This is a genomic window from Microbacterium sp. LjRoot45 (genome assembly GCF_964253325.1).
In the GTDB taxonomy this organism is placed as follows: Bacteria; Actinomycetota; Actinomycetes; order Actinomycetales; family Microbacteriaceae; genus Microbacterium.
Genome location: NZ_CAXUQM020000001.1, coordinates 1,697,488 through 1,722,116, shown reverse-complemented (window position 1 = coordinate 1,722,116; position 24,629 = coordinate 1,697,488). Strand labels below are relative to the sequence as shown.

Sequence of the window (24,629 nt, the reverse complement as noted above, 5' to 3'; positions counted from 1 at the left end):
GAACCCGGCATCCGTCGCCTCCGCGCAGGGAACAGGACACATCATGACCCTCACCGACCCCCAGACCGCGACCGCTCCGCTCGCTTTCGCGGTCACCCGGAATCTCGCCGCGAAGTCGGCCGCCGAGCGCGAGGACCTCCTGCGCGACCCCGTCTTCGGCACGACGTTCACCGACCACATGGTCGACATCTGCTGGTCCGCCCGCGGAGGATGGCACCGTCCGCGCGTTCAGCCTTACGGCCCGATCTCGCTCGACCCCGCCGCCGCGGTGCTCCACTACGGCCAGGAGATCTTCGAGGGCATCAAGGCCTACCGCCACGCCGACGGTTCAATCCACACCTTCCGTCCCGACCAGAACGGGGCGAGGCTGCAGCGCAGCGCACGACGGCTGGCCCTCCCCGAACTGCCCGTCGAGTACTTCATCCAATCGTTGCGCGAGCTCATCGCCGTCGACGGGGAGTGGGTGCCGTCCGGTGCCGACCAGAGCCTGTACCTGCGTCCGTTCATGTTCGCCAAGGAGGCGTTCCTCGGAGTGCGCCCGGCCGCGAAGGTCGCGTACTACCTGATCGCCAGTCCCGTGGCCGCCTACTTCAAGGGCGGCGCGAAGCCGGTGTCGATCTGGCTGAGCGAGGACTACTCCCGCGCCGGCAAGGGGGGCACCGGAGCGGCGAAGACCGGAGGCAACTACGCCGCCAGCCTGCTCCCGCAGGCAGAGGCGTACGAGCAGGGATGCGACCAGGTGGTCTTCCTCGACCAGGACGGCAACGTCGAGGAACTCGGCGGCATGAACATCGTCTTCGTCTACAAGGACGGCACGATCGTCACCCCCCAGTCGGACTCGATCCTCGAGGGCATCACCCGCGATTCGCTGCTGCAGCTGGCGCGCGACCGTGGACACGTCGTCGAGCAGCGCCACGTGTCGCTGCAGGAGTGGCGCGACGGGGTCGCGTCCGGGGACATCGTCGAGGTGTTCGCGTGCGGAACGGCCGCCGTGGTCGCTCCCATCGGCGTGCTGAAGGCCAAGGGCTTCGAAGACGTGCAGCCGACGGGCTCCCTCGCGCTGGAGCTCCGGCAGCACCTCACCGACATCCAGTACGGTCGCGCAGAGGACCCCCACGGCTGGCTGCTGCGGTTGGACGAGCCCACGGATGCCGAGGACGCCCGGTGAAGATCGCGCGCTTCCGCCACGACGATGCGATCCGCTTCGGCATCCTCGACGACGGCGACCTCGTGGTCCTTGCGGGCGATCCGCTGTTCGCGGGCTTCGAGACCACGGGGGAGCGGGTCGCCCTCGCAGACGCCGTCCTGCTGGCGCCGGTGATCCCGCGGTCGAAGGTCGTGTGCGTCGGCAAGAACTATCGCGACCACGCGGCCGAGATGGGTGGGGAGGCGCCGGCCGAGCCGCTGCTGTTCCTCAAGCCCAATACGTCGGTGATCGGCCCGGGCGACGTGATCGTGCGCCCGCGTCAGTCCGAGCGCACCGACTTCGAGGGCGAGCTCGCCGTCGTGATCGGGCGGGTCGCGAAGGACGTCTCCGCGGTCGACGCGGACTCCTACATCTTCGGCTACACGGTCGCCAACGACGTCACGGCGCGCGACCTCCAGCGCTCCGACGGGCAGTGGGCACGCGCGAAGGGCTTCGACACCTTCTGCCCGCTCGGTCCCGTGATCGAGACGGAGTTCGACCTCGATGGCGGCCATCGGATCGTGTCGCGCGTGAACGGCGAAGTCCGCCAGGACGGCCCGCTGAGCGACATGGTGCATTCGGTCGCGGACATCATCGCGTACGCCTCGGCCGCATTCACCCTGCTCCCGGGCGACGTCGTCCTGACGGGCACGCCCGCGGGCATCGGACCGTTCGAGGCGGGCGACACCGTGGAGGTGGAAATCTCGGGGATCGGCGTGCTGCGCACCACGGCACGTGATGCCTGACACCGTCCTCGACAGTCCCGTGGAGATCGCCGCCCTTCAGCGGCGCACCGTCCGGGTGCTCGCCGCGGGCCAGGTGCTCGGCGGCATCGCGTTCGGAGCGACCGTATCGCTCGGCGCGCTGCTGGCCGCCGATCTGTCCGGCGACGAGTCGCTGTCCGGCCTCGCCACAGCTTCGGTCACCCTGGGTGCGTCGCTGTGCGCTATTCCGCTGGCCCGGCTCGCCTCCCGCCGAGGGCGACGGCTCGCGCTGACGCTCGGGAACCTCTTCGCCCTCGTGGGCATCGCGGTCGTGCTGGTGGCTGCGGCATCCCGGGCATTCCCGCTTCTGATCGTCGGCGTCGTGCTGATCGGCGCCGGGAACGCGGGAAACCTCCAATCGCGGTTCGCTGCCACCGATCTGGCGACGTCGAGCCGCCGCGGCCGAGACCTCGGAACGGTCGTGTGGGCGACGACGGTCGGCGGGGTGCTCGGTCCGTTGATGCTGACTCCCGGTGAGGCGGTCGGACAGGCCATCGGGATGCCACCGCTCACGGGTGCGTACGCGTTCTCCATCGTCGCGCAGGTGTGCGCCTTCGTGCTGTACGTCATCGCGCTGCGGCCCGACCCGCTCCTGGTGGCGCAGCGGCTGGCCCGCACGGGCGCCGCCCCGGGCGGGGTCGTTGTCACAGAGGACCGCCCGCGGTCGGCGCGGTATGCGATCTTCGCGGTGACCGGATCCCATGTCGTCATGGCATCCGTCATGGCGATGACGCCGGTGCACCTGTCCCATCTGGCCCCCGATCACGTGACACTCATCGTGGGCACGACCATCGCTCTGCACGTCTTCGGCATGTACGGGCTGTCGCCGCTCTTCGGTGCGGCCGCCGACCGCTGGGGCCGTATCCCGGTGATCCTCCTCGGGCAGGGCGTCCTCGCCGCCTCGCTCGTGGTGGCGGCCGTCGCCCCTCGGAATCAGTGGGCGGTTCTCGTCGCGCTGCTGTTGCTGGGTCTCGGGTGGAGCGCGGCGACGGTGGCAGGCGCGTCGTTGCTCACCGAGAGCAGCGCAACGGCCCTCCGGCCGCGCCGTCAGGGACTCTCCGACACCGTGATGACTCTGAGCGCCGCTGTCGGCGCCGTGCTGGCCGGAGTCGTGCTCGGCTGGATCGGCTACGGCGGACTTGCTCTCGTGGCGCTCGTCATCGTCATCGCCGTCACGGTCCTGTCGCCCTTCGCTCGGCGATGAGCGGGACTCTCCGCGAGGCGGCGCCGGACGACGGGATCAGACGGTCAGCGCGCGCACGGCGTCGTCCACATCGTGGTCGTCGTTGAAGACGTGGAACGCGACGCGCGTGCGTCCACGTCGCCCCGAGGCCACGATGCCCGCGTGAGATAGCCGAGCCAGATCGTCACCGTCGGGGTCCGGCCACGACACGATCGCGCCCGTTCCGCGCAGGCCGCGCGCGGTGCGGAATCGATCGGCCAGCCGTGTGGTCTCACGCTCGACGGCGGGCATGTCGGCGTCGGCGAAGAGGCGCAGTGCGGGCTCGGCTCCCACGAACGCCTGCCACGCGGGAGACACGTCGAACCGTCGCGCATCGGATGCCAGTACCGCGTCGCCGCCGTAGCACGATGCCCAGGGGTCGTCGCCCGCGTACCAGCCGGCGTGGATCGGACGCAGGGTCTCGCCGAACTCCGCCGAGACCGCGAGGAACGCGACGCCGCGGGGAGCGCACAGCCACTTGTAGGCGTGGCAGACGACGGCGTCGAAGAGCGAGCCGTCGACCGGCATCCATCCCGCGGCCTGGGTCGCGTCGCAGAGCGTGCGCGCACCGACGGCGCGTGCGGCGGCGGCGATGGCCACCGTGTCGGCGACCTCGCCGCACGCCGACTGCACGAGGGAGAACGCGACGAGTGCGGTGCCGGGGCGGACGGCGTCGGCGAGCTCGGCCAGGGGGGCGAAGCGGACGCGGAGATCGCGGCCCGAGTGGACGAAGGGGAGCACGAGTGACGAGAAATCACCCTCGGCGCACAGCACCTCGGCGCCGATCGGGAGGGATGCGGCGATCATTCCGACGGTGACGGAGGTCTGCGATGCGATCGCGACGCGACCGGGCTCGGTGCCGAGCAAACGGGCGGCGGAGGCTCGCGAGGACTCGACGGCGAGCGAATAGCGTGCGGGGTCGGGGCGCGCGTCCAGGTCGGCACGCACCGCGGCGCGCGTGGCGAGCGGGGGCAGGCCCGCGGTGCAGGCGGCGAGATATCCTCGCGCGCCCGGGAACTCGCGACGCAGCGACGCAACGTCGGTCGTCTGCGGCGCGGGCGGGGCGGCGATGATGGTGGCGGGCATGCGACCAGCCTCGCGACTGACAGACTATTGCACCAGAGCAGGTATTGCATGAAAAACATGCCGTGTGCTTATGTGAAGACATGACCGAGGCTGATTCACCGATTGACGCGCAGACTCTGCGACTCGTGAAGGCCATCGCCGACACCGGGTCGCTGACGGCGGCCGCTCAAGCGCTCGGGTTCAGCCAGCCGGCGGTGAGCCAGCAGATGCGGCGCGTGGAGGCCCGCCTGGGTCTTCCCCTCGTGGAGCGTGTCGGTCGTGGGGTGCGCCTGACGGAGGCGGGAAGGGTGCTGGCCCGCCATGCGCCCGCTGTCGCCACCGCGCTGGAAGCCGTCGCGGGCGAGCTCGACGAGCTTCGTGGCCTCCGCACGGCCACGGTGCGCATCGTGGGTTTCCCGTCCGCGACGCCGACGATTCTGCCGCGGGTTCTCGCCACGCTCACGGCGAGCCATCCCGGCATCACGATCACCTACGTCGAAGCCGAGCCGCCCGAAGCGGTCACGGCGGTGCGTGAGGATCGCGCCGACATCGCGCTGACCTTTTCGTATCCCGGCGACCGTGACGACCCGCACGGGGCCAGTGCCCGTGGACTGGCCGTGCGTCGGGTGGGCACTGACGAGCTGCTCGTGGTGCTGCCCGACGGGCATCCCGCGGCGGACGAGGACGTCGTCCACCCCGCGGTGCTCGCGAGCGAGAACTGGATCGCCGGATGTCCTCGCTGCCGGGGTCACCTTCTGGAGCTGTGCGGTCGAGCGGGCTTCGAGCCGCACATCGGCTTCGAGACCGACAATGTGGTCGCCGTCGAGGGGCTCGTGGCGCAAGGGATCGGTGTGGCGACTCTTCCCGCACTCGGGGTCGCCTCCTTCCCGCCGCTGCCGGGTGTCGTCACTCGGCGACTGCCGCCGGGAGAGGAGCGGACGATCCACGCCGTCACGGCCCACGGGGCGGAGCGGGTTCCCGCGGTCGCGGTGGTGCTGTCGGTGCTCGCGCGCGCCGTCGCGGTCGCCACGTCGGGAGCCGCGCCGGCGACGGAGCGAACGGCGTTGCAGAACTAGACTGGTGCCGATGTCTGCCGCGATCGATCCTCGTACCACCACCGCCTCCGGAACCGATGTCCGCGTGCGGTTCTGCCCGTCGCCGACGGGGCTCCCGCACGTCGGCATGATCCGCACTGCGCTCTACAACTGGGCCTACGCGCGTCACACCGGGGGCAAGCTCGTGTTCCGCGTCGAAGACACCGACGCCGCCCGCGACAGCGAGGAAAGCTATCGTCAGCTCGTCGACGCGCTGACCTGGTTGAAGATCGACTGGGACGAGGGCGTGGAGAAGGGCGGACCGCACGGGCCGTACCGGCAGTCGCAGCGTTCCGAGATCTATGCGGGCGTGCTCGACACGCTCATCGCGGCCGGAGCGGTCTACGAGTCGTACTCGACGGCGGAGGAGATCGACGCGCGCAACGAGGCGAACGGTCGCGCGAAGCAGCTGGGCTACGACAACCACGACCGGTATCTCACCGACGAGGAGCGCGCCGCTTTCCGGGCGGAAGGTCGCGAGCCGGCATGGCGCCTGCGGGTTCCCGATCACGACCTGACGTATGTCGACCTGATCCGCGGCGAGGTGACGTTCCCGGCCGGATCGTTCCCCGACTTCGTCGTCGTCCGCGCCGGTGGACAGGCGCTGTACACGTTCACCAACCCCGTCGACGACGCCCTCATGGGGATCACCCACGTCATCCGCGGCGAAGACCTCATGCCGTCCACCGCTCGTCAGCTCGCGCTGTATGCGGCGCTGATCGACGCGGGCGTCACGACCTTCGTTCCGCGCTTCGGACACATGCCCCTCGTGCTGGGCGAGACCGGGAACAAGAAGCTGTCCAAGCGCGACCCGCAGGCCGATCTGTTCCTGCAGCGCGAGAAGGGCTTCATCCACGAGGGGCTCTTGAACTACCTGGCGCTCCTCGGCTGGTCGATCGCGGCCGACCGTGACGTGTTCTCCCTCGACGAGTTCACGGCGGCCTTCGACATCGCCGACGTGAACCCGAACCCCGCCCGCTTCGACCAGAAGAAGGCGGAGTCGATCAACGGCGACCACATCCGCATGCTGGCGCCCGACGACTTCGCCGCCCGCCTCGTGCCGTACCTCGCGGCGGCGAACCTGGTGGCCGAGCCGCCCACCGCCGAGCAGCAACGCCTGCTGGATGCCGCGGCCCCGCTCGTCCAGGAGCGCATGCAGTTGCTGGGGGAGGCGCCCGGACTTCTGGGCTTCCTCTTCCGCGACGAGGTCGCCTACGACGACGACGCCCTCGGCGGCCTTCCCGCCAACGCGAACGAGGTGCTGACGGCATCCGCTGCCGCCCTCGAGCCGCTCAGCGAGTCGGACTTCCAGGCGGCGCCCATTCAGGAGGCACTGTCGGCGGCGCTCATCGACGGCCTCGGCCTCAAGCCCCGCGTCGCGTACGGACCGCTCCGGGTCGCGCTCAGCGGCCGGCGCGTGTCGCCGCCGCTGTTCGAGTCGATGGAACTGCTCGGGAAGACCGAGACGCTCCGACGGCTGCGAGCGCTCGCCTCGCGCGACGCGTGAGCGCGAAACGCCCGGCGCCGTTCCGGTTTGGAGAGGCTCCCGGCGTCGGGTAGACTCGATCCTCGGTGCGACTCACGTCGGACAGCCCTTGGGGTATGGTGTAATTGGCAACACGGCTGATTCTGGTTCAGTTGTTCTTGGTTCGAGTCCAGGTACCCCAGCCAGAGTGTCCTTGTTCAAACCAAGGAACGAAAGAACTTAATTTTCGGAGTTCAACGACAAGCTCCCCGCTGCCGCACGTGCAGCGCATGATCAACGAGCGAGCGCTGCCAGCAGTCCGGTCATTCTGGAAGCAGGTGCGTGGGCAGGGGAGCGAATCCGCTCAGACTGACGCGGACGAGGCAAGCGTTGTCGTCGCGCAGACACCACTCGCACATGAGGACGCAGCGGCACCCGGAACCGACGTCGCCGTCGCGAAGCCGCAGATGAGTCCGGAGGAGTGGTACGCCCGCTTCCGGGCAATGTTCGAGGCGCGGAAGTTCGCTGGCGAGCAGTGGAAGCTCCTATCGTCGGTGCAGGTCGCAGACGACGAAACAATCGCCGAGCTGCAGCGCGAGATGGCGCGCAACCGTCCGGAGGCTGTCGTTCAACAGGTGACGCTGATGCTCGAGGCGGCGCCGGAGATCGATGCGGAAGCCACAGCCGAGCCGGTGCCAATCAAGGTCGAGCGCGGCCCCATGCAGCGCCCCTGAGCGATCGCTATTCACCAAAATCCCAGTTCAAGATATACCTAAGGCAGTTGTCGGCATCAGGTTGAGGCGCGTTGCCTCCCGGCCGGAACGCGACACGAAGTCTCACCTGAGGTTTCCTCGGCTCGAATGTCATAGTCGGCCGATACCGTGGGATCAAGGACCCGAGACCATTAATCTGCGCCCTGATCGGCGTTAAGGAGACCGCAACACGCCATGGCAGGACGAACCGCAAAGCCGAAACCAACGAAGACGCTGGAGCAGCGACTGTGGGACGCTGCCGACAAGCTGCGCGGGAATCAGGAGCCGAGCGAGTACAAGCACGTCGTGCTCGGGCTTGTGTTTCTGAAGTACATCTCAGACCGTTTCGAGGAGCGCCGCGGCTCGCTGGAGTCAGAGCTCCTGGCAGATGGGATCAAGCCGGAGCGCGTTGCGTCTTTCCTCGAGGATCGCGACGAGTACACCAGCCAGAACGTCTTCTGGGTGCCCGAGGACGCTCGCTGGAGCCACGTGCAGTCGCGCGCGAAACTATCGACTGTCGGTCAGGACATCGACACCGCGATGGATCTCATCGAGAAGGAGAACCCGTCTGTTCGAGGCGTGCTCCCGCGCAACTACGGGCGTGATGGTCTCGACAAGAGGCGCCTCGGCGAGCTCGTCGACCTAATCGGCGGCATCGGCTTCACCAGTACAGATGACCATGGTGCCGACGACGTGCTTGGGCGCGTCTACGAGTATTTCCTCGGGCAATTCGCGGGCAAGGAAACCGGCAAGGACGCTGGCGCGTTTTATACGCCACGAAGCGTGGTGAAGACGCTGGTCGAGATGCTCGAGCCATACAAGGGACGCGTCTACGACCCGGCCGCAGGCTCAGGCGGCATGTTCGTGCAGTCCGCGGAGTTCGTGAAGGCGCATGGCGGCAAGCGCACCGACATCTCGGTCTACGGGCAGGAGTACACGGACACGACGTGGAAGCTCGCCAAGATGAACCTCGCGTTGCGGGGTATCGAAGCTGATCTTGGCCCGAAGTCAGCCGACACCTTCACAGAAGATCTTCACCCCGACCTACGGGCAGACTTCATCATCGCGAACCCGCCATTTAACGTCTCCGACTGGTGGGACGGGAAGCTCGCGGATGATCCACGTTGGAAGTACGGAACGCCGCCACAAGGCAACGCGAACTTCGCATGGGTGCAGCACTTCATCCATCACTTGAGCCCGAAGGGCACAGCCGGGTTCGTGCTGGCAAATGGCTCACTGTCCTCCAAGAGCGGTGGCGAGGACGAGATTAGACGCAAGCTTGTCGAGGCAGACCTTGTGGACTGCATCGTGGCGATGCCCGACAAACTCTTCTTCAACACCGGCATCCCGGTGTCGCTCTGGTTCATCAGTAAGGAACGTCACGGCAACGGGCACCGCGAGCGGCGAGGCGAGGTGTTGTTTATCGACGCTCGGAAGCTCGGCAAGATGGAGTCACGTCGGCTGCGAACTCTTGACGACTCCGACATTTCGACGATTGCTGACACTTACCATTCGTGGCGTAATCACGATGGCGAGTACGCGGACGTGCCTGGTTTTGCGAAGGCCGCGAAGCATGACGAGATAGCGAAGCACCACTTCGTGCTGACTCCCGGACGGTACGTCGGGGCTGCCGAAGCCGAAGCGGACAGTGAGCCAATCGACGAGAAGATCGAGCGCCTAACGAACGATCTGGTGGCGGAGTTCGTCCGGGGCCGCGAGTTGGAGAACGAGGTTCGGCTCCGGCTGGGAGCTTTCGAGTGATGAGCCAGTGGGAGCCAAAGACGCTCGGAGATCTCGAGCGCGAGTCGGGCGGAACAATCCAGACCGGACCGTTCGGTAGTCAGCTGCACATGAGCGACTACTCGAGCGAGGGCACCCCCGTAGTTATGCCGACCAACATCCGGAATCTGCGAGTCGACCCGGCTGGAATTGCTCGAGTTGGTGATGAGCATGTCGCACGTCTGTCACGGCACAAGCTCAGGGTTGGCGATATTGTCTACAGCCGTCGAGGTGATGTCGAAAAGTGTGCGCTCATTACCGATGCTGAAGCTGGATGGTTGTGCGGCACGGGGTGCCTCCTTGTTCGAGTCCAGGGGCCCGATCTAGATGCCAGATTCCTCTCATACCTGCTGTCGCAACCTGAAACACGGGCCTGGATAAGCCAGCACGCCGTGGGCGCGACAATGCCGAATCTGAACACAGAGATACTTCGCAGCGTTCCGGTTGAGGTTCCGGACATCAATGCGCAGCACGCCATAGCTGCGGCGCTTGGTGCGCTCGACGACAAGATCGAGTCGAACCGTCGACAGCGTGGCCTCCTTCGAGACCTTGGGTCGGCATACTTTTTGCGTTCGGTGAGCGGAGCCGAGACGCGGACGATCAAGCTCGCGGCCTGCGTACTGTCGATCGCACGCGGTATCTCGCCAAAATATGCCGACAGCGATCCCGGAGCACCGCTCGTGCTGAACCAACGTTGTATTCGGGACGGGTGGGCGTCGATCGCGCAGGCTCGTCGCATGGTTGATCGAACAGTGAAACCTGAAAAGCGCGCAACCCGGGGGGATCTCTTGGTCAACTCGACTGGAGTTGGCACTCTAGGTCGCGTCGCACGCTGGCATGGCGAAGACGTTTACGTGGATAGCCACGTCTCCGTTGTTCGACCGGACGCAACTGTCGTCCCACCTGTCGTTCTCGCATACGCATTGCTCGGGCGCGAAGCGGATATTGAGCGCCTCGGGATTGGGAGCACCGGACAGACTGAACTCAGCCCAAGTCGACTTGGGGAGCTTCGGGTCGCACTTCCAGCGGAAGTTTTGTGTGCGGAGCTTGAGACGCTTCTGCTAGCCATTGAGGATCGCGCGGAACAACTCGAGTCCGAGACGATGCGACTCGAGTCACTCCGTGACGCGCTTCTTCCCGAGCTGATGTCGGGTCGGATTTCTCCGGCGGAGTTGGAAGGTCAACCCGCGTGAACGGTTGGCCGGAGTGGCCTGTGACGGCCTGGGCTGCGATTATTTGCGGCGCGGTATTCGCGATCCTCGTGGGTTGGATGCTCATGGGGTCTCTCAAGCGGCGCTCTGGCGCCGATTCGGAACCATGGTTGCTAAGAGCCCCACTCTTGAGGCTCGTTCTCGCCGTTGTCTCTGGGTTGATCGCGCTCTACTCGCTCTTGTTGCTGCTGGCCTTCGGAGCCGAAGACTTTTCGCTGCCGGACAAAGCAAATATCGCGAGCCCAGTGATCGTCGCTGCGACATTGATCGCTGGTGTGCTGACCGCAGCCTACGCAGTACTCAAGTTCCGTGCCCATCTGCTGTCTGAAGCTCGAGGGAAGATCGATGCTCAGGAGGACCAGCGCGCGGGTGACAAGCATCGTGCCGATCAAGAGTTCGCGCTCATTGAGCGCTTCTCCAAGGCAGTCGGCTTGCTCGCGGCGGAGCAGCCGATCTCTCGCATCGCGGGGGCCCATCTGGTGCTCGCGCTCGGCGACGAATGGACGTCCGGCACGCAGCGCTGCTTCGACGTGCTGACGTCACATTTGCGAGCGCTAGGCGAGAACAAGGCAATCGAAGACGACTCACTTTTCGGCCCGGGGGTGAGGGAAGAGATTCGACTCATCACAGCAGAGCTAGCTGTACTGCCCAGGCAGGTTGTTTGAGATCCGGCTGATGGGCGGGAGCTTCCCGATCGCAGTGTGGGGCCTGTGGTGATTGTAGAAGTGCAGCCAGGCGGGCAGGGCTGCGCGGCGGGCTGATTCGCTGTTGTAGTGCTTCACGTAGGCCCAACCGTCGGCCATAGTGCGATGGAATCGCTCGATCTTCCCGTTCGTCTGCGGACGGTAAGGACGTGTGCGCTTGGGTGTGATGGCGAGCTCGGCGCAGACGCGTCGCCAGGCGTGGGAGCGGTAGGCGGGGCCGTTGTCCGAGAGGACCCGTTCGACGCGGACGCCGCGGTCGGCGAACCAGGACACGGCCCGTTGCAGGACGCCGATCGCGGTCTCGGCGCGTTCGTCGTCGTGGATCTCGGCGTAAGCGACGCGGGAGTGGTCGTCGATGACGGTGTGGACGTAGGCGGTGCCGGTGACCATGTCGCCGGCGATGCCTCGCTTTCCGGTGCGCTTGGCCGTGACTGCTCGGTTGCGGTCGCCTTGGGACCGTCCGACGTAGCGCCAGCCGCCGCCGTCGGGGATGTTGCCGAGCTTCTTCACGTCGACATGGATCAGCGCGCCGGGCTTGTCGTGCTCGTACCGGCGGGCGGGTTCCCCGGTCTTCACATCGACATGCGAGAGCCGGTTCAGTCGACACCGTTTCAGCACCGCGTGGACGGTCGAGGCCGGCATCCCGACGCGGTCGGCGATCTGGACCGGCCCCAGGCGCTTGCGGATCCGCAGGTGCACGATCTTCTTCACACGGTGCGTCGGGGTCTTGTTCGGATGCGCATGCGGGCGCGAGGACCGGTCGGCCATCCCCGCTTCACCGAGCTCTACGTAGCGTCGCGCCCATTTCGCGGCGGTGGGCCAGGAGACACGGAAGTAGTCCGCCGCCGCGGCGACCGTCCACTCCTCGTCGACGATCTTCTGTGCAAGACGGAGCCTTTGGCGCGGGGTGAGCGCCGCGTTAGCGTGAGACACGAGAACCTCCTGGTTCAGAGCGGATGCGGTAGCAGCTCCACTCTGCCGGGAGGTTCTCGTCACATCAGGGAAGCCAGATCAAACAACCTCCCTGGGCAGTACAGCTGATATGTAGTGCCTTCTTGTCAAGAGGGCATGGTGAGGCGCCGTCCGGATTCGTTCCGGGCGGCGCCTCTTGCTTCGCGATCGGGCTGTCGGTGAGCGTGTCGTTGCGACGCGCGGTCAGTCTGATATTCGCGGGTTGGTTACCGCAGGACGGTTCTTCGGCAGGAGCGGGACCGCGTGTCTAGGAACGAGCGTCGCCGGCCTGTGGCTGGCTGCTCATAGTTGTGTCGCGGGTCGCTCCTCGCGCTGCCACCGACCGTGGGATCACGAAGCAGCTCGAAGGGTCAGTCGTCCATCACGGCCAATGACCAGCACCAGCCGGCCAGTTCACGGGCGATGGCGATGTTCGCGATCGTGGGGCGTTTGCGGCGCTCAAGGAATCGCACCCACCGTTCATGCAGGCGACGGTTGCCGAGGTCGCCGCGAGCACGCGCCGCCGCAGATGCCTGTTCCCATCGCCCCTGCATGACGGCGCCGACGTGGTAGCGGGGTCGGTGATGCCAGGCCGCTTCGACGAGCAGGCGACGGGCGTGGCCGTTGCCGGTCTTCGTGATCGGCCCCTGGGTTCGGGACTGACCGGAGGAGAACTCACTGGGCACCAGTCCGACGAACGAGCCGATGCTGTTCCCGGTGAACCTCGTCCAGTCGCCGATCTCCACGGCCAGAGCGAACCCGGTCAGGGTGCTCACCCCGCGCAGACACCCGAGCCTTCGCACGAGCGGGGTGAACTCGCTGTCCGCGGCGAGGCCCTCGATGGCACGGTCGAGCCGGTCACGTCGGGCCTTGACCTGCAGCACCGTCTCATACTCGGCATCGAACGCTGCCTGCGCCGCCGCTCCGGCCAGGTGCTGCTGCAGCAGCCACCGGTCGTGCTTGTTCGTCCATGCTTGGCCGTCGTCGTAGACGATTCCGTGCCGCAGCAGAAGCTTGCTCAGCCGATGCCGGGCGCGCATCAGATCCCCACGACAGTCCTCCCGCGCCCGGACCAGGTCCCGGGCCGCCTCTTGATCCGCCGTCGGAACGGAGACCGGGGTGACCTCGTCCAGCCGCAGCAACCGTGCCAGATGCACCGCATCCCGCGCGTCGGTCTTCACCCGATCGCCAGAGGGACGCTGCAGCTTCGACGGCGCTGCGACCACGGATCGCATCCCGGCCGCGGTCAATGCTCGATGCAGACCGAACCCGGTCGGGCCGGCCTCGTAGACGACGGCGACCGGTCCCGGCAGAGTCCGCACCCAGTCCAGGATCCGGTCGTTTCCGGGCGGCAGCTTCTTCTGAAACAGCTCGCCAGTCACGCCATCGATCGCCGCTCCCGCGACGGATCGTGCGTGCACATCGAGCCCAACACTCGTACGCTCAGTGAACACGGGGCCTCCCACAACTGTCGGATAGGCCGGGCGGACCACCTCCACCCGGTAACCCACGAGCTTTGTGAGTGAGGCCCCGTCCCGCGACCCCCTCACCAGAAGGCGGCCACTACATACCGTCTAGCGCGACGGCTCACGGGCGCGGAAGCGGCGTGGAGTATCGCATCGTGGGACTTCCGCGGTACTGTCCTGGGCGATCTCGATCTCGTTATCGAGGGGGAACTGGAGTCCGTCGACTTCACGGGTGCCCGGGTGCTCGGGGATCTAACACTGACACGCCGCGCGGACTCCGTCGTCCCCGTCCTCTCAGGCATTGAGTGCGATGGCGACCTCGCCTTGAACTGGGAGTACGACATGGCGAACCGGCCGTTGGATGAGGTGAAGGAGCCACTCGTCCTCTCTTCGGCACGCGTGGGTGGATCGCTGTCGGTAGCGGGGCACATCCTCGACTACGACCTGCGCGCGACTGATTCCGAAGTCGGCGGGGAGGTGTCGCTCGCTTTCGAAGAGTTCACGGCGAGTGTTTACCTCGACCAGATGGTGATTGGAGGGGAGGCTCGAATCGGATCTGACACACTGAAGACATCCTTCACTCAACCGGCGAGGGAGGATGGTTCGCGTCCCGCAACTTCATTCACGGTCGCGGACTCGACCTTCGGTGGTCTGCGTCTACGTAACGCTGTTCGAGGCCCCCAGCTGGACTTGAGCGGAGCTGTCGGTTACGTCGATCTTTCCAATTCGCGCTTCCCATCCGAGGTAGACGCCAACGATTTGGATGCATCATCTGGACTGAATCTTCGGCGGGCGCGGTTTGACGCAACGTTGCTCCTTGATGGGGCGACGCTGCCAGAGGCAATGGAAATCGAGGGGCTACAGCTTTCGCAGCAGGCAAAGAATGGTCTGGAGTCTTCAGACTTCCCATTCTTGGACGTTCTGTTTGAATCAGCCGAGGCGGATACGGCGCCTGCGGTCCCGGTTGTAGCGAGCAAGGTGTTCGATTGGCGAGCCGTCGTAGCTCCCCTGCGTGATGCGTATCCGGCGAGCTTTTTCGAGCAGCTGGAGAGACGACTTGAACGCCTTGAGACCGATCTACCTGTCGACTGGCAGGCGCGGGACACCTTCGCTGCCGGCGTTATGAGCGCGGTCTCGCGCGCAGCAGCCGTCGCCGATCTGGCTAACTCCGATACTGCGAAAGTTCAAGCTGCCTTGCGAAGCGGCCTGGGGTTGGCAGCCGAAGGGGAGATGTCATGATGAGCGCTTTCAACGAGAACGTCGTCGAACTGGCCGCACTCGAGTATTTCGCCGAACTCGGTTATCAGGCGCTGCACGGCCCGAGCCTCGCACCTGGCGAAGCTATTGCTGAGCGTGAGTCCTACAAGGAAGTCTTCCTGTGGGATCGGCTCCGCGACACCGTTCGACTCCTCAACCCCGGTCTCGACAACGATGCGGTCGCTGAGACCATCAAGCGCGTGCGCCGGGCCGAGTCGCAGAGCGCTATCGACGAGAACTACCGGCTTCACAAGCTCGTCACTGAAGGCGTGCCCGTCGAGCAGCGTGGCTCCGACGGCATCCTCCGGACGCGCACGATTAGCCTGATCGACTTCGAGCACCCCGAGCGCAATGACTGGGTCGCGCTGAACCAGTTCACGATTATCGAGAACAGCAAGAACCGCCGTCCCGACGTGCTGGTGTTCGTCAACGGAATCCCGCTGGCGCTCCTGGAGCTCAAGAGCCCGGCTGCCGAACACGCAACGCTCAAGTCGGCCTGGAATCAGGTGCAGACGTATCGGAAGGACATCCCATCGGTGTTCCTGGCGAACGCCGTGACGGTCATCTCCGACGGAACCTCTGCCGCGATGAGTAGCTACAGCGGCGCGTTCGAGCACTACGCCCCATGGAAGACCATGGACGGTAGGACGGTCATCACCGATCGTCCGGCACTTGAGGTGCTCATCAAGGGCGTCTTCGATAAGACCCGCTTCCTCGATCTGCTCCGCAACTTCGTTGTCTTCAGCCGTGAGACGGTGACCGACAAGGTTACGAAGCAGAAGACTTCTGTTCTTGTCAAGCGCGTTGCGAAGTACCACCAGTACTGGGCTGTGAACGCTGCAGTCGAGTCGACCATCCAAGCCTCGAGCCCGTCCGGCGACCGACGCGGTGGTGTCGTCTGGCACACTCAGGGCTCCGGCAAGAGCTTTGAGATGGTGTTCTACGCCGCGAAGGTGATGCGCGATGCGCGGATGGCTAACCCGACGCTCGTGTTCATCACGGATCGCAACGACCTAGATAACCAGCTCTTTGAAGAGGTCTTTGCGCCCGCGCACATCTTGCCGGAGTCGCCGGTCCAGGCCGAGACCCGCAAGGATCTGCGAACGAGGTTGACCCGGGGCTCGGGCGGCATCGTCTTCACGACTATCCAGAAGTTCGCACCGGGCGAGGATGGCGATGCGAACGTCGTGCTCGCGGATCGCCGCAACGTCATCGTTATCGCGGACGAGGCGCATCGCTCGCAGTACGGCTTCAGCGAGTACCTCGACCGCAGCGGACGACTCAAGGCCGGGCTCGCCAAGCACATGCGCGACGCATTGCCGGGAGCCACCTATCTCGGCTTCACCGGCACGCCGATCGACTCGGCAGACAAGTCGACGCGCTCCGTGTTCGGCGACTACGTCGACGTCTACGACCTGACGCGTGCGGTCGAGGACGGCGCGACTGTCCGTATCTTCTACGAATCTCGCCTCGCCAAGGTCGATCTGTCAGCTGAGGACTACGCCGCACTCGACGAACTCGTCGAGGAAGTTACCGAGCGGGTCGAAGAGGACGCTGCCACCGCGGCGAAGTCGCGGTGGTCGCGGCTCGAAGCGATTGTCGGCGCCGATGCGCGTCTCGACATGGTGGCTGCAGACATCGTTGAGCACTGGCAGAAGCGACGCGAGTCGATCCTCGGCAAGGGCATGATCGTCACGATGAGCCGCCGCATCGCTGTGCGCCTCTACGAGAAGATCGTGGCGCTGCGACCAGAGTGGCACTCGGACGCTCCCGCAAAGGGCAAGATCAAGGTCGTCATGACCGGCTCGGCGGCAGACCCGGCAGAGTTCCAGCCGCACATCCACTCTAAGGACGTGCGCAAGGATCTCAAGGCACGTGCGAAGAACGCCGACGATCCGCTCGAGCTGGTCATCGTGCGTGACATGTGGCTCACGGGCTTCGACGCTCCGTCGATGCACACCATGTACGTCGACAAGACCATGCAGGGCGCAGGGCTCATGCAGGCGATCGCGCGCGTGAACCGAACGTTCCGGGACAAGCCAGGTGGGCTGATCGTCGACTACATCGGCATCTTTGACAACCTGCAGAGCGCGCTGAGCGAGTACTCGCCGTCCGACCGTGATCAGGCTGGTGTGCCGATCGAGGACATGGTCAACATCATGCTCGAGAAGCACGACGTCGTGCGGGGACTACTTCACGGCGTGAGCTACGACGCGTCCCCGGCGCTGTCACCATCGCAGCGCCTCGCGGAGTACGCCAAGGTGCTCGACTTCGTGATGGCCGATCCAGATCGAACGAGCCGCTTCAACGATCAGGTATTGGCGCTCGCGAAGGCATTTGCACTGGCCGGCGCACGCGATGAAGCAGCGGCCATTCGGAACGACGTTCGCTTGTTCACTGACGTACGCGCAGCGATCCTTAAGATCCAGAACCCTGATTCGGGACGTGGTGGTAGCGGCAGCGTCGAGATCGACACCGCGCTTGGACAACTTCTGAACGAGGCCGTGTCGGCAAATCAGGTGATCGACGTCTATCAGTTGGCCGGCGTCGAGACTCCTGAGCTGTCACTGCTGTCCGAGGAGTTCCTCGACTCACTCGCCGAGAAGGAGAAGCCCAACCTGCAGATGGGGCTGCTTCGAAGGTTGCTCAACGACCAGATCCGCACAGTGCAGCGGACGAATGTGGTGCAGGCGCGGAAGTTCTCGGAACAGCTCGAAGAGGCGATCAACCAGTACACGAACCGGTCGCTGACGACGGCAGAGATCATTGCGGAGCTCGTGAAGCTCGCCAAGACGATGCGCGCCGAGGACGCGCGCCACAAGTCGCTCGGACTGCGTGAAGACGAGGCCGCGTTCTATGACGCTGTCCGGATCAACGATGCCGCGGTACTTGAGCTGGGAGACGACACACTCAAGAAGATCGCGCAGGAGCTAGTTACGGCGGTTCGGGCATCAGCCACCATCGACTGGAATCTGAAGGACTCAGTGCGCGCTGCGATGCGCACGAAGGTTCGGCGCTTGCTGGCGAAGTACGACTACCCGCCAGACGCGGAAGCCAAGGCAATCGAGCTCGTACTCGAGCAGGCTGAGGTATTGGCAGGCAGCGAGGCGCAGCGATGATCACTTATCGAGCCGTCGCCTCGGCGCAATCTTCCTTGGGGGTGCGCGTAGTCATGCGTTTCTCGGAGCACTTCGGCGTCACTCCGACAGCTGATGACGACTGGCTCGACCCCCATCTGACGGTCGATACCAAGCTGTTCATCGATCCGTTCTCGTTCCTTGAAGAAGGGGAGTGTGTCAGTGCTCACGAGCAGACTCAGCACTTTGAGGGAGGCCACCGAAGCCGCTCTTCGACGCTCATGGATCGCAATCTTCCCGATTGGCGACTGCGCGGAGATGGACTGAACAGGTCGCCGCTCGACGAAGAGGAGTGGGACGCATAGTGGCTGCCATGCGGGCCCCAAGAAACAGCGCGAAGGGCACCTCCGGGCAGAGCTTTGTCAAAGGGCAGTTCGAGGAACTGGGATGGGGCGCCATCCCGAACCTCGAGCACGACGTAGGCACCGACCTATTCGTCATGGCTCGGGACGCGCGCCGCTTCGACCTGGGAGCTCTTGTAGGCGCGCAGGTCAAGAACTGGGCTCTTGAGTTCGATGCGCCTGCGACTTACGAGGGCCGGGAGGGCTGGTGGTACGCCGACGATGAGGAACACTTCGACTACTGGACAACTCACCGAGTCCCACACATCCTCGTTTTCTATGACAAGGACGCCAAGGTCTCTTATTGGGTCCACATCGTCGAGGACGCAGTCATCTCGACGGGCAAGGGGCGGAAGGTCTTCATCCCGAAGACGCAGACCGTAGATCTAGATCATTTGGAGGCTTTGCTCAAAGTCGCCCTCAGCAGCTCGACTGGGAAGACCTGGGAAGGAAGCGCTTGGACCCCTGGGCAGGAGATTCCGAATAGCTCGCAGTTGAGATATGCGCTCCTTGCCCCCAGGCTCATCGCACCCCACGGCAACGCCTCGACCGATACGGTGACCGCTGCGCAAGCGGTCGCTCTCGTGTCCTCGGTTCGTCTCTTCGAGGTCCACAGGCACTACAAGGAAAAGCAGCTGCTTCTTGATCCCAAGGTGAGCGCCGCCGACGATGACTTCGAGTGGCGACTGTACGCCGCGCTCCTCACCTGGGTGGAGAAGGGCGAGCGCGCTGCGCTCGAGGAGCTAATCACGGCAGAAGCGACCCCTGAGCAGCGCGCCGCTATCGCAGTGATAAACGCATCCGCTCTGTTCGAGGACGGGAAGGTGCGTTCCGCTATCAAGCTCCTTGAGAGGTCACTCGAAGAACGCGATGACTACAACCCGGTCGATCACGCATGGCTGAGACTGCATCTCGCGCGAAACTTGCTCCTGGACGGTTCGCTTCGGCGGGCTCGAAGCATCGCCCTTGAGGTCGCCATGATCGGACAGACTGCGCCCGAGGATCCAACGGCTCGCTTCTTGTCTGGAACGGCTGCAGACATGCTGTTCACGCTGAGCGGCTGGGCAGCTACTGACCTCGAGCAGATGATCAAGGCGCGCGATAACGCTGCTTCGTGGTGGCGCGGACAGAAAATGTCCGTGGGTCTTGGCAAGCATCTCGAGAACGCCTTCAAGACGTGGGCGAACGATAAGTCGATCACTATCGGCGGCTCCGACGAAACCTGGACCAACATCCGTGCCGCGATGCTCATCTCTAGCTTCGGTGGCGATACCTCTTCGTGGCGCTACGAGGCGTGCCAGCTTGCACGCCACATGCTTATGACCTCGCGCGAGGTGGGCTCGGTGAGCAGTGCCCTCGAGCTCTTCTTGCTCGCGGGTTCGAAGAGCGACATCAAACATGCGGTAACTCGATTGCTCGATATCGGTCCGGTGGTTGCGCTCGTGAACGTCGCGGAGCACGTAGATCTGCGGCGATCTACGCGAGACTCACTCCACGCGGACCTCGAGCTGCTTGGGCTGGCTGGCAAGGTCCTTCCAATGGCCGTGGCCGATCGCGCTGCCCGAATGCTGCTTTCCGAGCTCGCAGATCCGGGTAGGCGGATCAAGCGACTTCGCCCGTCGAACCCTCACTACGAGGAGCCGCTCGCGTTGGCGCTTGCGCGGACGTTCGTGGCTTGTTCCAAGGAGATTCAGGCGGAGGTTCGATCGTGGGTCTGCAGCTTGCCACCGGTGGGCGACGAGCTGATCGCTCGCGGATATGCATTGCTGGTTCGCAATGTTCGTGACCTCGATTGGTCCGAGGCGGAGCTGAACAAACTTCGTGCTAGGCCGGGCGGAGATGCAGCCGTGCTTGCCAGTGCGATTGAAGCTCTACTCGCGGGCCGTGATCTTGAGCTCCGAGCCGGTCTTATTGACCGCATTGCGCAGGGCGACACGTCCGCTCTGGCCAGCTGGGGCAACGTTACCGAACTACCTGAACGGGCAGCATCGGGGATGATCGAGAGCTCCGCCAAGGCCCTGCGCAGCATCATCGACTCCGCACACAAAGGCATGTATGGCTATGGCAGTTCTAACGACGCTCTGCACACGCTCGTACTGCTCAATCTGTGGCATCCGGCCGCCGCCGACTGGGACGTCTGCGTGGCCGCGATATCCGACGAGCAATCATCCCCAGATCATCTCGCTTCCGGTATCAATCTGTTGATCCGGCTTGCAGAGAAGATCCCCGATGCGGTGCACGAGCAGCTTCGCGAGCCCCTGGCGCGACTGGCGTCACGAACGCCAGATCCGACCCACAACATGGGCTTCTTCAGTAGGGCGGATATTCGAGGCGACGCGCTTCTTCTTCTCAATCTCATCTCGCCCGACGAGGCGTCCGACAACACGGTAAGTGAACTGCTGAGCGGTGCTCCGGATCAGATCCGGGCCGGTATCCGGCTGATTGCGATGCGGCGAGAGCCGAGCCAGCTGGGCGCGCTGGCCGCACTATCAACCCACAGCGACCTCGAGATCCGTTCCGCGGTGGCTGGCGCCCTCGCGGAATGGGTGGCACTGGATGTGGCTGGTGAACAAAGTCACCGCCTATTGACTCAACTGCTGAGTGAGCCGGGTGTCGAGCTGGCAACGCGAGTGTCGCGCACGTTGTTCCAGACGGGCCGCTCTGCAAGTGCGGAAGTGCTCGCTAACGAGCTCGCATCCCACCCCTCAGCAGTGGTTCGAGCGCATGTGATCGAGCTTCGGCGCGCGTGGGACCGCGATGAAGCCGAGGACGTCGGGGGGTGACAGCAAATGAGTCTCCGAGACCGTCTGCATAAATGTGATTCGTTAGCCGTGATGGAAACCTCGCTCGGTGGACTGCACCTTGTCCATATTCAGCGACGTTATCTAAATGAGAATCTTCGCGTGGCACTGGGGCTGGCGCGCAGAGAAGGGGAAGCAGCATGAAGCTGTCGAGGTTGAAAGTTGAGAACTACAAGCGTCTGCAGGACCTAGATATCGAGGTTCGGGATCACCTCGTGCTGGTCGGCGCGAACGATGTCGGGAAGTCCTCGCTTCTTCGGTGCCTGGATCTCGTTCTCGGGGCGAGCACAGCTCAGCTGTACTCCAACCTCGGCGTAGATGACCTCAGAGACGCCGAGCAGCCTCTCGTGGTTGAGGTGACGCTGGTCGACTTCTCCAGCGACGAGCAAGCCTTGTTCGCGGACGAGATCGAAGTTGACGCCCAAACGGGTGATCTCTCCCTGCTCGTTCGCCTCACCGTCGATGCAGACGAGAACGAGTCGATCTCGATCACGCGCACTGCTCCAGCGGGCGGGACCAGTCGGCAACTCTCGCGAGATCAGCTTGAAGGGTTGGGCTGGAAGTTCCTCAGTGCGACAGCTCAGACGAGAGATCTACGCGATGGGCGTCGATCGGCCGTTGACGACTTGCTTGCCAACGTCGCACTTGGGGGAGAAGCTTCTGCGTTCGAGGCCGCGGCGAAGGAGTTTCAGGCCGCTCTCGATGGCTCCGGGGTGCTCGGCGGCCTCCGGGCCGATCTGTCCGGCCAGCTGTCACGCGCCCTGCCGAAAGAGGTAGAGCCAGCCGATCTGAGCTTCGTGAGTTCCGCATCGGCCACTGAGGACGTATTCAGCGACGTGCGCCTTCAGGTACTGAAAGACGGGGTACCGCACAACCTCTCCGAGCAATCCGACGGTACGCGCGCCCTGTACGCCATCGCGCTGTACGACCTCATGAGCGTCGGCTCGAATCTGGTCGGTATCGATGAGCCCGAAGTGCACCTCCACCCGACGAGCCAACGGAGCCTCGCACGCCTGCTGCGCGAGGGGGCTAATCAGAAAATCATCGCGACTCATTCACCTGACATCGTGGGCGCCTTCGATCCCGACTCAATTGTCGTCGTGAAGGCCGGGGGCACCGTCGTTCAGCCAAAGAGCGGCTTCATGTCTGGCGATGAGCGAATGTTCGTCCGCTGGTGGGTTCGCGACAAGCTCGAGCCGTTGACCGCGCAGCGCGTCGTCGCAGTTGAGGGTATCTCGGACCGAATCATCCTCGAGCGATCTGCAGAACTCACGAACCGATCGCTCGATCGACTCGGTATTTCTGTCCTCGAGGTAGGCGGCGCGGGCGAAATGGGGCCCGTGGACAAGCTGTTCGGACCAAACGGGTTCGACGTACCGATGACGCTCTTGATCGACGACGATGCGGCTGTAGACACCGCAGCGAAACTCGGGGTCGATGTGGCCGATCTGGCGGACCATTCTGTATGGGTGTCTGTTGCGGACCTGGAGGACGAGTACGTGCAGGCGCTCGGCCACGAGCGAGTGTGGAAGGCGCTCGAGACGTGCGGGCAGTTCAGTCGAGCCCATCTCGCGAACTGTGCGGCGACCGGCGACGGGGGCGTGCGCACCGCGGCGGACGTTGCCGCATTCTGTCGTCGGAAGAGTGACTACAAGGTACGGGCGGCTTTGTCGGTTGCAGCGGTTCTCAAGAAGGAAGACGTCGCGGCGATCCAAAGCATCGAGAAGTTGCTGACGGAGATCGCCTCGTGACGATCACTCCGACCGAAGCACAGAAACGAATCAGAGACGCGACAGCTCCGGACCTCCTTGTGATCGCCCCAGCTGGCTGTGGCAAAACGGAGGCGCTCGCGCTGCGCATCGAAGGTCTTCTGCGCCGTGGCGACGTTGCAGAACCGAAGAAGGTTCTTGTGACCACGTTCTCGAACCGGGCCCGCGACAACATTCGCGAACGACTCCAGGCGTACCTTCCTGCTGCAGTACTCCGTGATCGAGTGAGCGTCGCCAACTTCCATGGCGTCGCAGCCCGGCTCATCCGAGCTCACGGGAATGTCATCGGGATAGCTGACGACATCGAGTTCCCGGAGAACGACTGGGTGGGGCAACGGTGTCGAGAGCTCAACTTCGACTTCAACACGTCAGCCGAGGTGCAGCGCACACTCCGTATCGCGAAGCAAGACCCACGAACTGACGCGCAGGTAGTCGAGTACCTGGAGGCGCCTGGTCGCGAGGCACCACTGCGTATCGAGCAAGAGCGTTTGGCGGCCGGAAGGCTGACTTACGATGATCTCCCGCGTCTGGCAGAGCTAATCCTTGCGAACGAGCAAGTCGCAGCGCTCTATAACGCGCACTTCGGCGCGGTCGTCGTCGACGAGTTTCAAGACCTGACTCCGCAGCAGCTTCGTATCGTGAACTCGATCGGCCGCGGGCGCACAACATTCGCCGGCGATCTTGCGCAGGGTATTTATGGCTTCGCTGGAGCAAGCCCTGACGAGGTCAGCCAAGCTGTCCGCGATGAGTGCTCTGAGGTTGTCGAGTTCTCCGAGTCCCATCGCTCGTCTCCTGCCGTGCTCGCGATGGTCAACTCTCTTTCGGGGCTCACGGGTGGAACCTCGCTCACATCAGCGACCCCGGCATCGTGGCCAGGCGGAGGAATGAAGTCGTGGGTTCAACACGACACCGCGACAGGTGAAGCAGAGTGGGCTGCCAAGCTGGCCATCGCACTCATCGAGCATGCTCCGAATCATCGCGTGGGCATTGTCGCCCGCACTGGACCGCGCCGTCGCTTCGTCGATGCCGCACTCAGTAGTGCAACCGTCGAGGTCTACCGCTGGGACGACGCGGTAGTCGACACGGACACCGCCAACCTTCTGAAGAGCCTCTTGCGTCAACTGAACGTCGTGGAGATGCTCTCCGCAGCGGATCCTCTGACCTATCTCCGGGACGCGGCGAACTATTCCTCTGCGACTGAGAGCAAGGATGTGCTCAGGGAAGCGCTGGACTGGTGCCACGACCTGCTCGTCTCCGGAGAAACGGCGGCGGCGGTTCGCAGTCGAATCCGCGTTGGTACCGGAACAACATTGATCACGGAACCGGGGATTCACCTGCTCACCGGCCACACGGGGAAGGGGCAACAGTTCGACTGGGTGATCGTTGTCGGCGCCGAGGACGGAACGATTCCTGATTTCCGGGCGAAGACGACCGAGACGATCGCTGAAGAGGCGCGTGTTCTGTCGGTCATGCTGTCCCGAGCTCGACACGGTGTAGTCCTGAGTTACGCGCTTTCCGTACCTGACAAGAACGGATCTCCGTGGTCAAAGCGCCCCACGAGGTTCCTGACGGAGATCGGAACAGCCAACCCGATGGACGACGCCGAGATGCGCAACTGGCTGAATACTTCGGATTGGGAGGCGCTGTCGGGGCGCTGATCCTCTG

At 64.5% G+C, this 24,629-nt stretch carries 18 protein-coding genes and 1 tRNA gene; 16 read left to right on the top strand and 3 right to left on the bottom strand.

The annotated features are described in order from the left end of the window. The first annotated feature begins 43 nt into the window (after positions 1–43). From ACSQ18_RS08165 to ACSQ18_RS08155, 3 genes are read left to right on the top strand one after another with little or no spacing between them, the layout of a single operon-like run. Entirely contained in the window at positions 44–1,168 is a 1,125-nt protein-coding gene (locus ACSQ18_RS08165) for a branched-chain amino acid aminotransferase (RefSeq protein ID WP_436038406.1), read from the top strand. Further along, the gene (locus ACSQ18_RS08160) at positions 1,165–1,932 is read left to right on the top strand and encodes a fumarylacetoacetate hydrolase family protein (RefSeq protein ID WP_436036680.1); all 768 of its coding nucleotides are present in this window, start codon (positions 1,165–1,167) and stop codon (positions 1,930–1,932) included. Before ACSQ18_RS08165 ends, ACSQ18_RS08160 begins: the two co-directional genes overlap by 4 nt. Further along, on the top strand, positions 1,925–3,154 hold the full coding sequence (locus ACSQ18_RS08155) for an MFS transporter (protein ID WP_436036679.1): 1,230 nt from the start codon (positions 1,925–1,927) through the stop codon (positions 3,152–3,154). The genes ACSQ18_RS08160 and ACSQ18_RS08155 overlap by 8 nt, the downstream gene beginning before the upstream one ends. A gap of 36 nt (positions 3,155–3,190) precedes the next feature. Here ACSQ18_RS08155 and ACSQ18_RS08150 read toward each other — a convergent pair whose 3' ends face one another. Continuing rightward, positions 3,191–4,258 (bottom strand): aminotransferase class V-fold PLP-dependent enzyme, encoded by a 1,068-nt coding sequence (locus tag ACSQ18_RS08150; RefSeq protein WP_436036677.1) that lies wholly within the window; start codon positions 4,256–4,258, stop codon positions 3,191–3,193. Between the two features lie 80 nt (positions 4,259–4,338). Between ACSQ18_RS08150 and ACSQ18_RS08145 the strand changes: the two genes are divergently transcribed. From ACSQ18_RS08145 to ACSQ18_RS08115, 7 genes are all read left to right on the top strand, one after another. Further along, positions 4,339–5,313 (top strand): LysR family transcriptional regulator, encoded by a 975-nt coding sequence (locus ACSQ18_RS08145; protein WP_436036675.1) that lies wholly within the window; start codon positions 4,339–4,341, stop codon positions 5,311–5,313. Positions 5,314–5,323: 10 nt separating this feature from the next. Beyond that, positions 5,324–6,838: a glutamate--tRNA ligase gene (gene gltX / locus ACSQ18_RS08140; RefSeq protein WP_436036673.1), complete on the top strand. Its 1,515-nt coding sequence runs from the start codon at positions 5,324–5,326 to the stop codon at positions 6,836–6,838. Positions 6,839–6,927: 89 nt separating this feature from the next. After that, positions 6,928–7,002, top strand: a tRNA-Gln gene (locus ACSQ18_RS08135). An 84-nt stretch (positions 7,003–7,086) separates the two neighbouring features. Beyond that, positions 7,087–7,530, top strand: a complete 444-nt coding sequence (locus ACSQ18_RS08130) for a hypothetical protein (protein WP_436036672.1) — start codon at positions 7,087–7,089, stop codon at positions 7,528–7,530. A gap of 213 nt (positions 7,531–7,743) precedes the next feature. Continuing rightward, a complete protein-coding gene (locus ACSQ18_RS08125) occupies positions 7,744–9,309 on the top strand; it encodes a type I restriction-modification system subunit M (protein ID WP_436036670.1) in 1,566 nt (521 codons plus the stop codon). Beyond that, positions 9,309–10,520: a restriction endonuclease subunit S gene (locus ACSQ18_RS08120; protein ID WP_436036669.1), complete on the top strand. Its 1,212-nt coding sequence runs from the start codon at positions 9,309–9,311 to the stop codon at positions 10,518–10,520. Before ACSQ18_RS08125 ends, ACSQ18_RS08120 begins: the two co-directional genes overlap by 1 nt. Before the next feature lie 20 nt (positions 10,521–10,540). Beyond that, the gene (locus ACSQ18_RS08115) at positions 10,541–11,203 is read left to right on the top strand and encodes a hypothetical protein (protein ID WP_436036668.1); all 663 of its coding nucleotides are present in this window, start codon (positions 10,541–10,543) and stop codon (positions 11,201–11,203) included. On the opposite strand, the gene ACSQ18_RS08110 is transcribed toward ACSQ18_RS08115, so the two are convergent. Next, a complete protein-coding gene (locus tag ACSQ18_RS08110; RefSeq protein ID WP_195691665.1) occupies positions 11,174–12,175 on the bottom strand; it encodes an IS481 family transposase in 1,002 nt (333 codons plus the stop codon). The genes ACSQ18_RS08115 and ACSQ18_RS08110 overlap by 30 nt on opposite strands. A gap of 389 nt (positions 12,176–12,564) precedes the next feature. Continuing rightward, the gene (locus ACSQ18_RS08105; RefSeq protein ID WP_436038405.1) at positions 12,565–13,647 is read right to left on the bottom strand and encodes an IS110 family transposase; all 1,083 of its coding nucleotides are present in this window, start codon (positions 13,645–13,647) and stop codon (positions 12,565–12,567) included. Between the two features lie 354 nt (positions 13,648–14,001). On the opposite strand from ACSQ18_RS08105, the gene ACSQ18_RS08100 reads away from it, so the two are divergent. From ACSQ18_RS08100 to ACSQ18_RS08075, 6 genes are all read left to right on the top strand, one after another. Continuing rightward, on the top strand, positions 14,002–14,898 hold the full coding sequence (locus tag ACSQ18_RS08100) for a hypothetical protein (protein WP_436036665.1): 897 nt from the start codon (positions 14,002–14,004) through the stop codon (positions 14,896–14,898). Continuing rightward, on the top strand, positions 14,898–18,035 hold the full coding sequence (locus tag ACSQ18_RS08095) for a type I restriction endonuclease subunit R (RefSeq protein WP_436038404.1): 3,138 nt from the start codon (positions 14,898–14,900) through the stop codon (positions 18,033–18,035). Before ACSQ18_RS08100 ends, ACSQ18_RS08095 begins: the two co-directional genes overlap by 1 nt. Then, positions 18,032–18,358 carry a hypothetical protein gene (locus tag ACSQ18_RS08090; RefSeq protein WP_436036663.1) on the top strand — a complete coding sequence of 109 codons (327 nt, stop codon included), beginning with the start codon at positions 18,032–18,034 and terminating at the stop codon, positions 18,356–18,358. The genes ACSQ18_RS08095 and ACSQ18_RS08090 overlap by 4 nt, the downstream gene beginning before the upstream one ends. An 8-nt stretch (positions 18,359–18,366) precedes the next feature. Further along, positions 18,367–21,177 (top strand): DUF4365 domain-containing protein, encoded by a 2,811-nt coding sequence (locus tag ACSQ18_RS08085; RefSeq protein ID WP_436038403.1) that lies wholly within the window; start codon positions 18,367–18,369, stop codon positions 21,175–21,177. 158 nt (positions 21,178–21,335) lie between these two features. Beyond that, positions 21,336–22,946 carry an ATP-dependent nuclease gene (locus ACSQ18_RS08080; protein WP_436036661.1) on the top strand — a complete coding sequence of 537 codons (1,611 nt, stop codon included), beginning with the start codon at positions 21,336–21,338 and terminating at the stop codon, positions 22,944–22,946. Beyond that, positions 22,943–24,622 carry a UvrD-helicase domain-containing protein gene (locus ACSQ18_RS08075; protein ID WP_436036659.1) on the top strand — a complete coding sequence of 560 codons (1,680 nt, stop codon included), beginning with the start codon at positions 22,943–22,945 and terminating at the stop codon, positions 24,620–24,622. The genes ACSQ18_RS08080 and ACSQ18_RS08075 overlap by 4 nt, the downstream gene beginning before the upstream one ends. Positions 24,623–24,629 lie beyond the last annotated feature (7 nt).

Bases quoted from the DNA above. Each gene is read 5' to 3' on its own strand.
- ACSQ18_RS08130 (WP_436036672.1), top strand. From the start codon at position 7,087: ATGATCAACGAGCGAGCGCTGCCAGCAGTCCGGTCATTCTGGAAGCAG.
- ACSQ18_RS08100 (WP_436036665.1), top strand. From the start codon at position 14,002: ATGGCGAACCGGCCGTTGGATGAGGTGAAGGAGCCACTCGTCCTCTCT.
- ACSQ18_RS08155 (WP_436036679.1), top strand. From the start codon at position 1,925: ATGCCTGACACCGTCCTCGACAGTCCCGTGGAGATCGCCGCCCTTCAG.
- ACSQ18_RS08090 (WP_436036663.1), top strand. From the start codon at position 18,032: ATGATCACTTATCGAGCCGTCGCCTCGGCGCAATCTTCCTTGGGGGTG.
- ACSQ18_RS08165 (WP_436038406.1), top strand. From the start codon at position 44: ATGACCCTCACCGACCCCCAGACCGCGACCGCTCCGCTCGCTTTCGCG.
- ACSQ18_RS08080 (WP_436036661.1), top strand. From the start codon at position 21,336: ATGAAGCTGTCGAGGTTGAAAGTTGAGAACTACAAGCGTCTGCAGGAC.
- ACSQ18_RS08120 (WP_436036669.1), top strand. From the start codon at position 9,309: ATGAGCCAGTGGGAGCCAAAGACGCTCGGAGATCTCGAGCGCGAGTCG.
- ACSQ18_RS08095 (WP_436038404.1), top strand. From the start codon at position 14,898: ATGAGCGCTTTCAACGAGAACGTCGTCGAACTGGCCGCACTCGAGTAT.
- ACSQ18_RS08145 (WP_436036675.1), top strand. From the start codon at position 4,339: ATGACCGAGGCTGATTCACCGATTGACGCGCAGACTCTGCGACTCGTG.
- ACSQ18_RS08085 (WP_436038403.1), top strand. From the start codon at position 18,367: ATGCGGGCCCCAAGAAACAGCGCGAAGGGCACCTCCGGGCAGAGCTTT.
- ACSQ18_RS08125 (WP_436036670.1), top strand. From the start codon at position 7,744: ATGGCAGGACGAACCGCAAAGCCGAAACCAACGAAGACGCTGGAGCAG.
- gltX (WP_436036673.1), top strand. From the start codon at position 5,324: ATGTCTGCCGCGATCGATCCTCGTACCACCACCGCCTCCGGAACCGAT.
- ACSQ18_RS08150 (WP_436036677.1), bottom strand. From the start codon at position 4,258: ATGCCCGCCACCATCATCGCCGCCCCGCCCGCGCCGCAGACGACCGAC.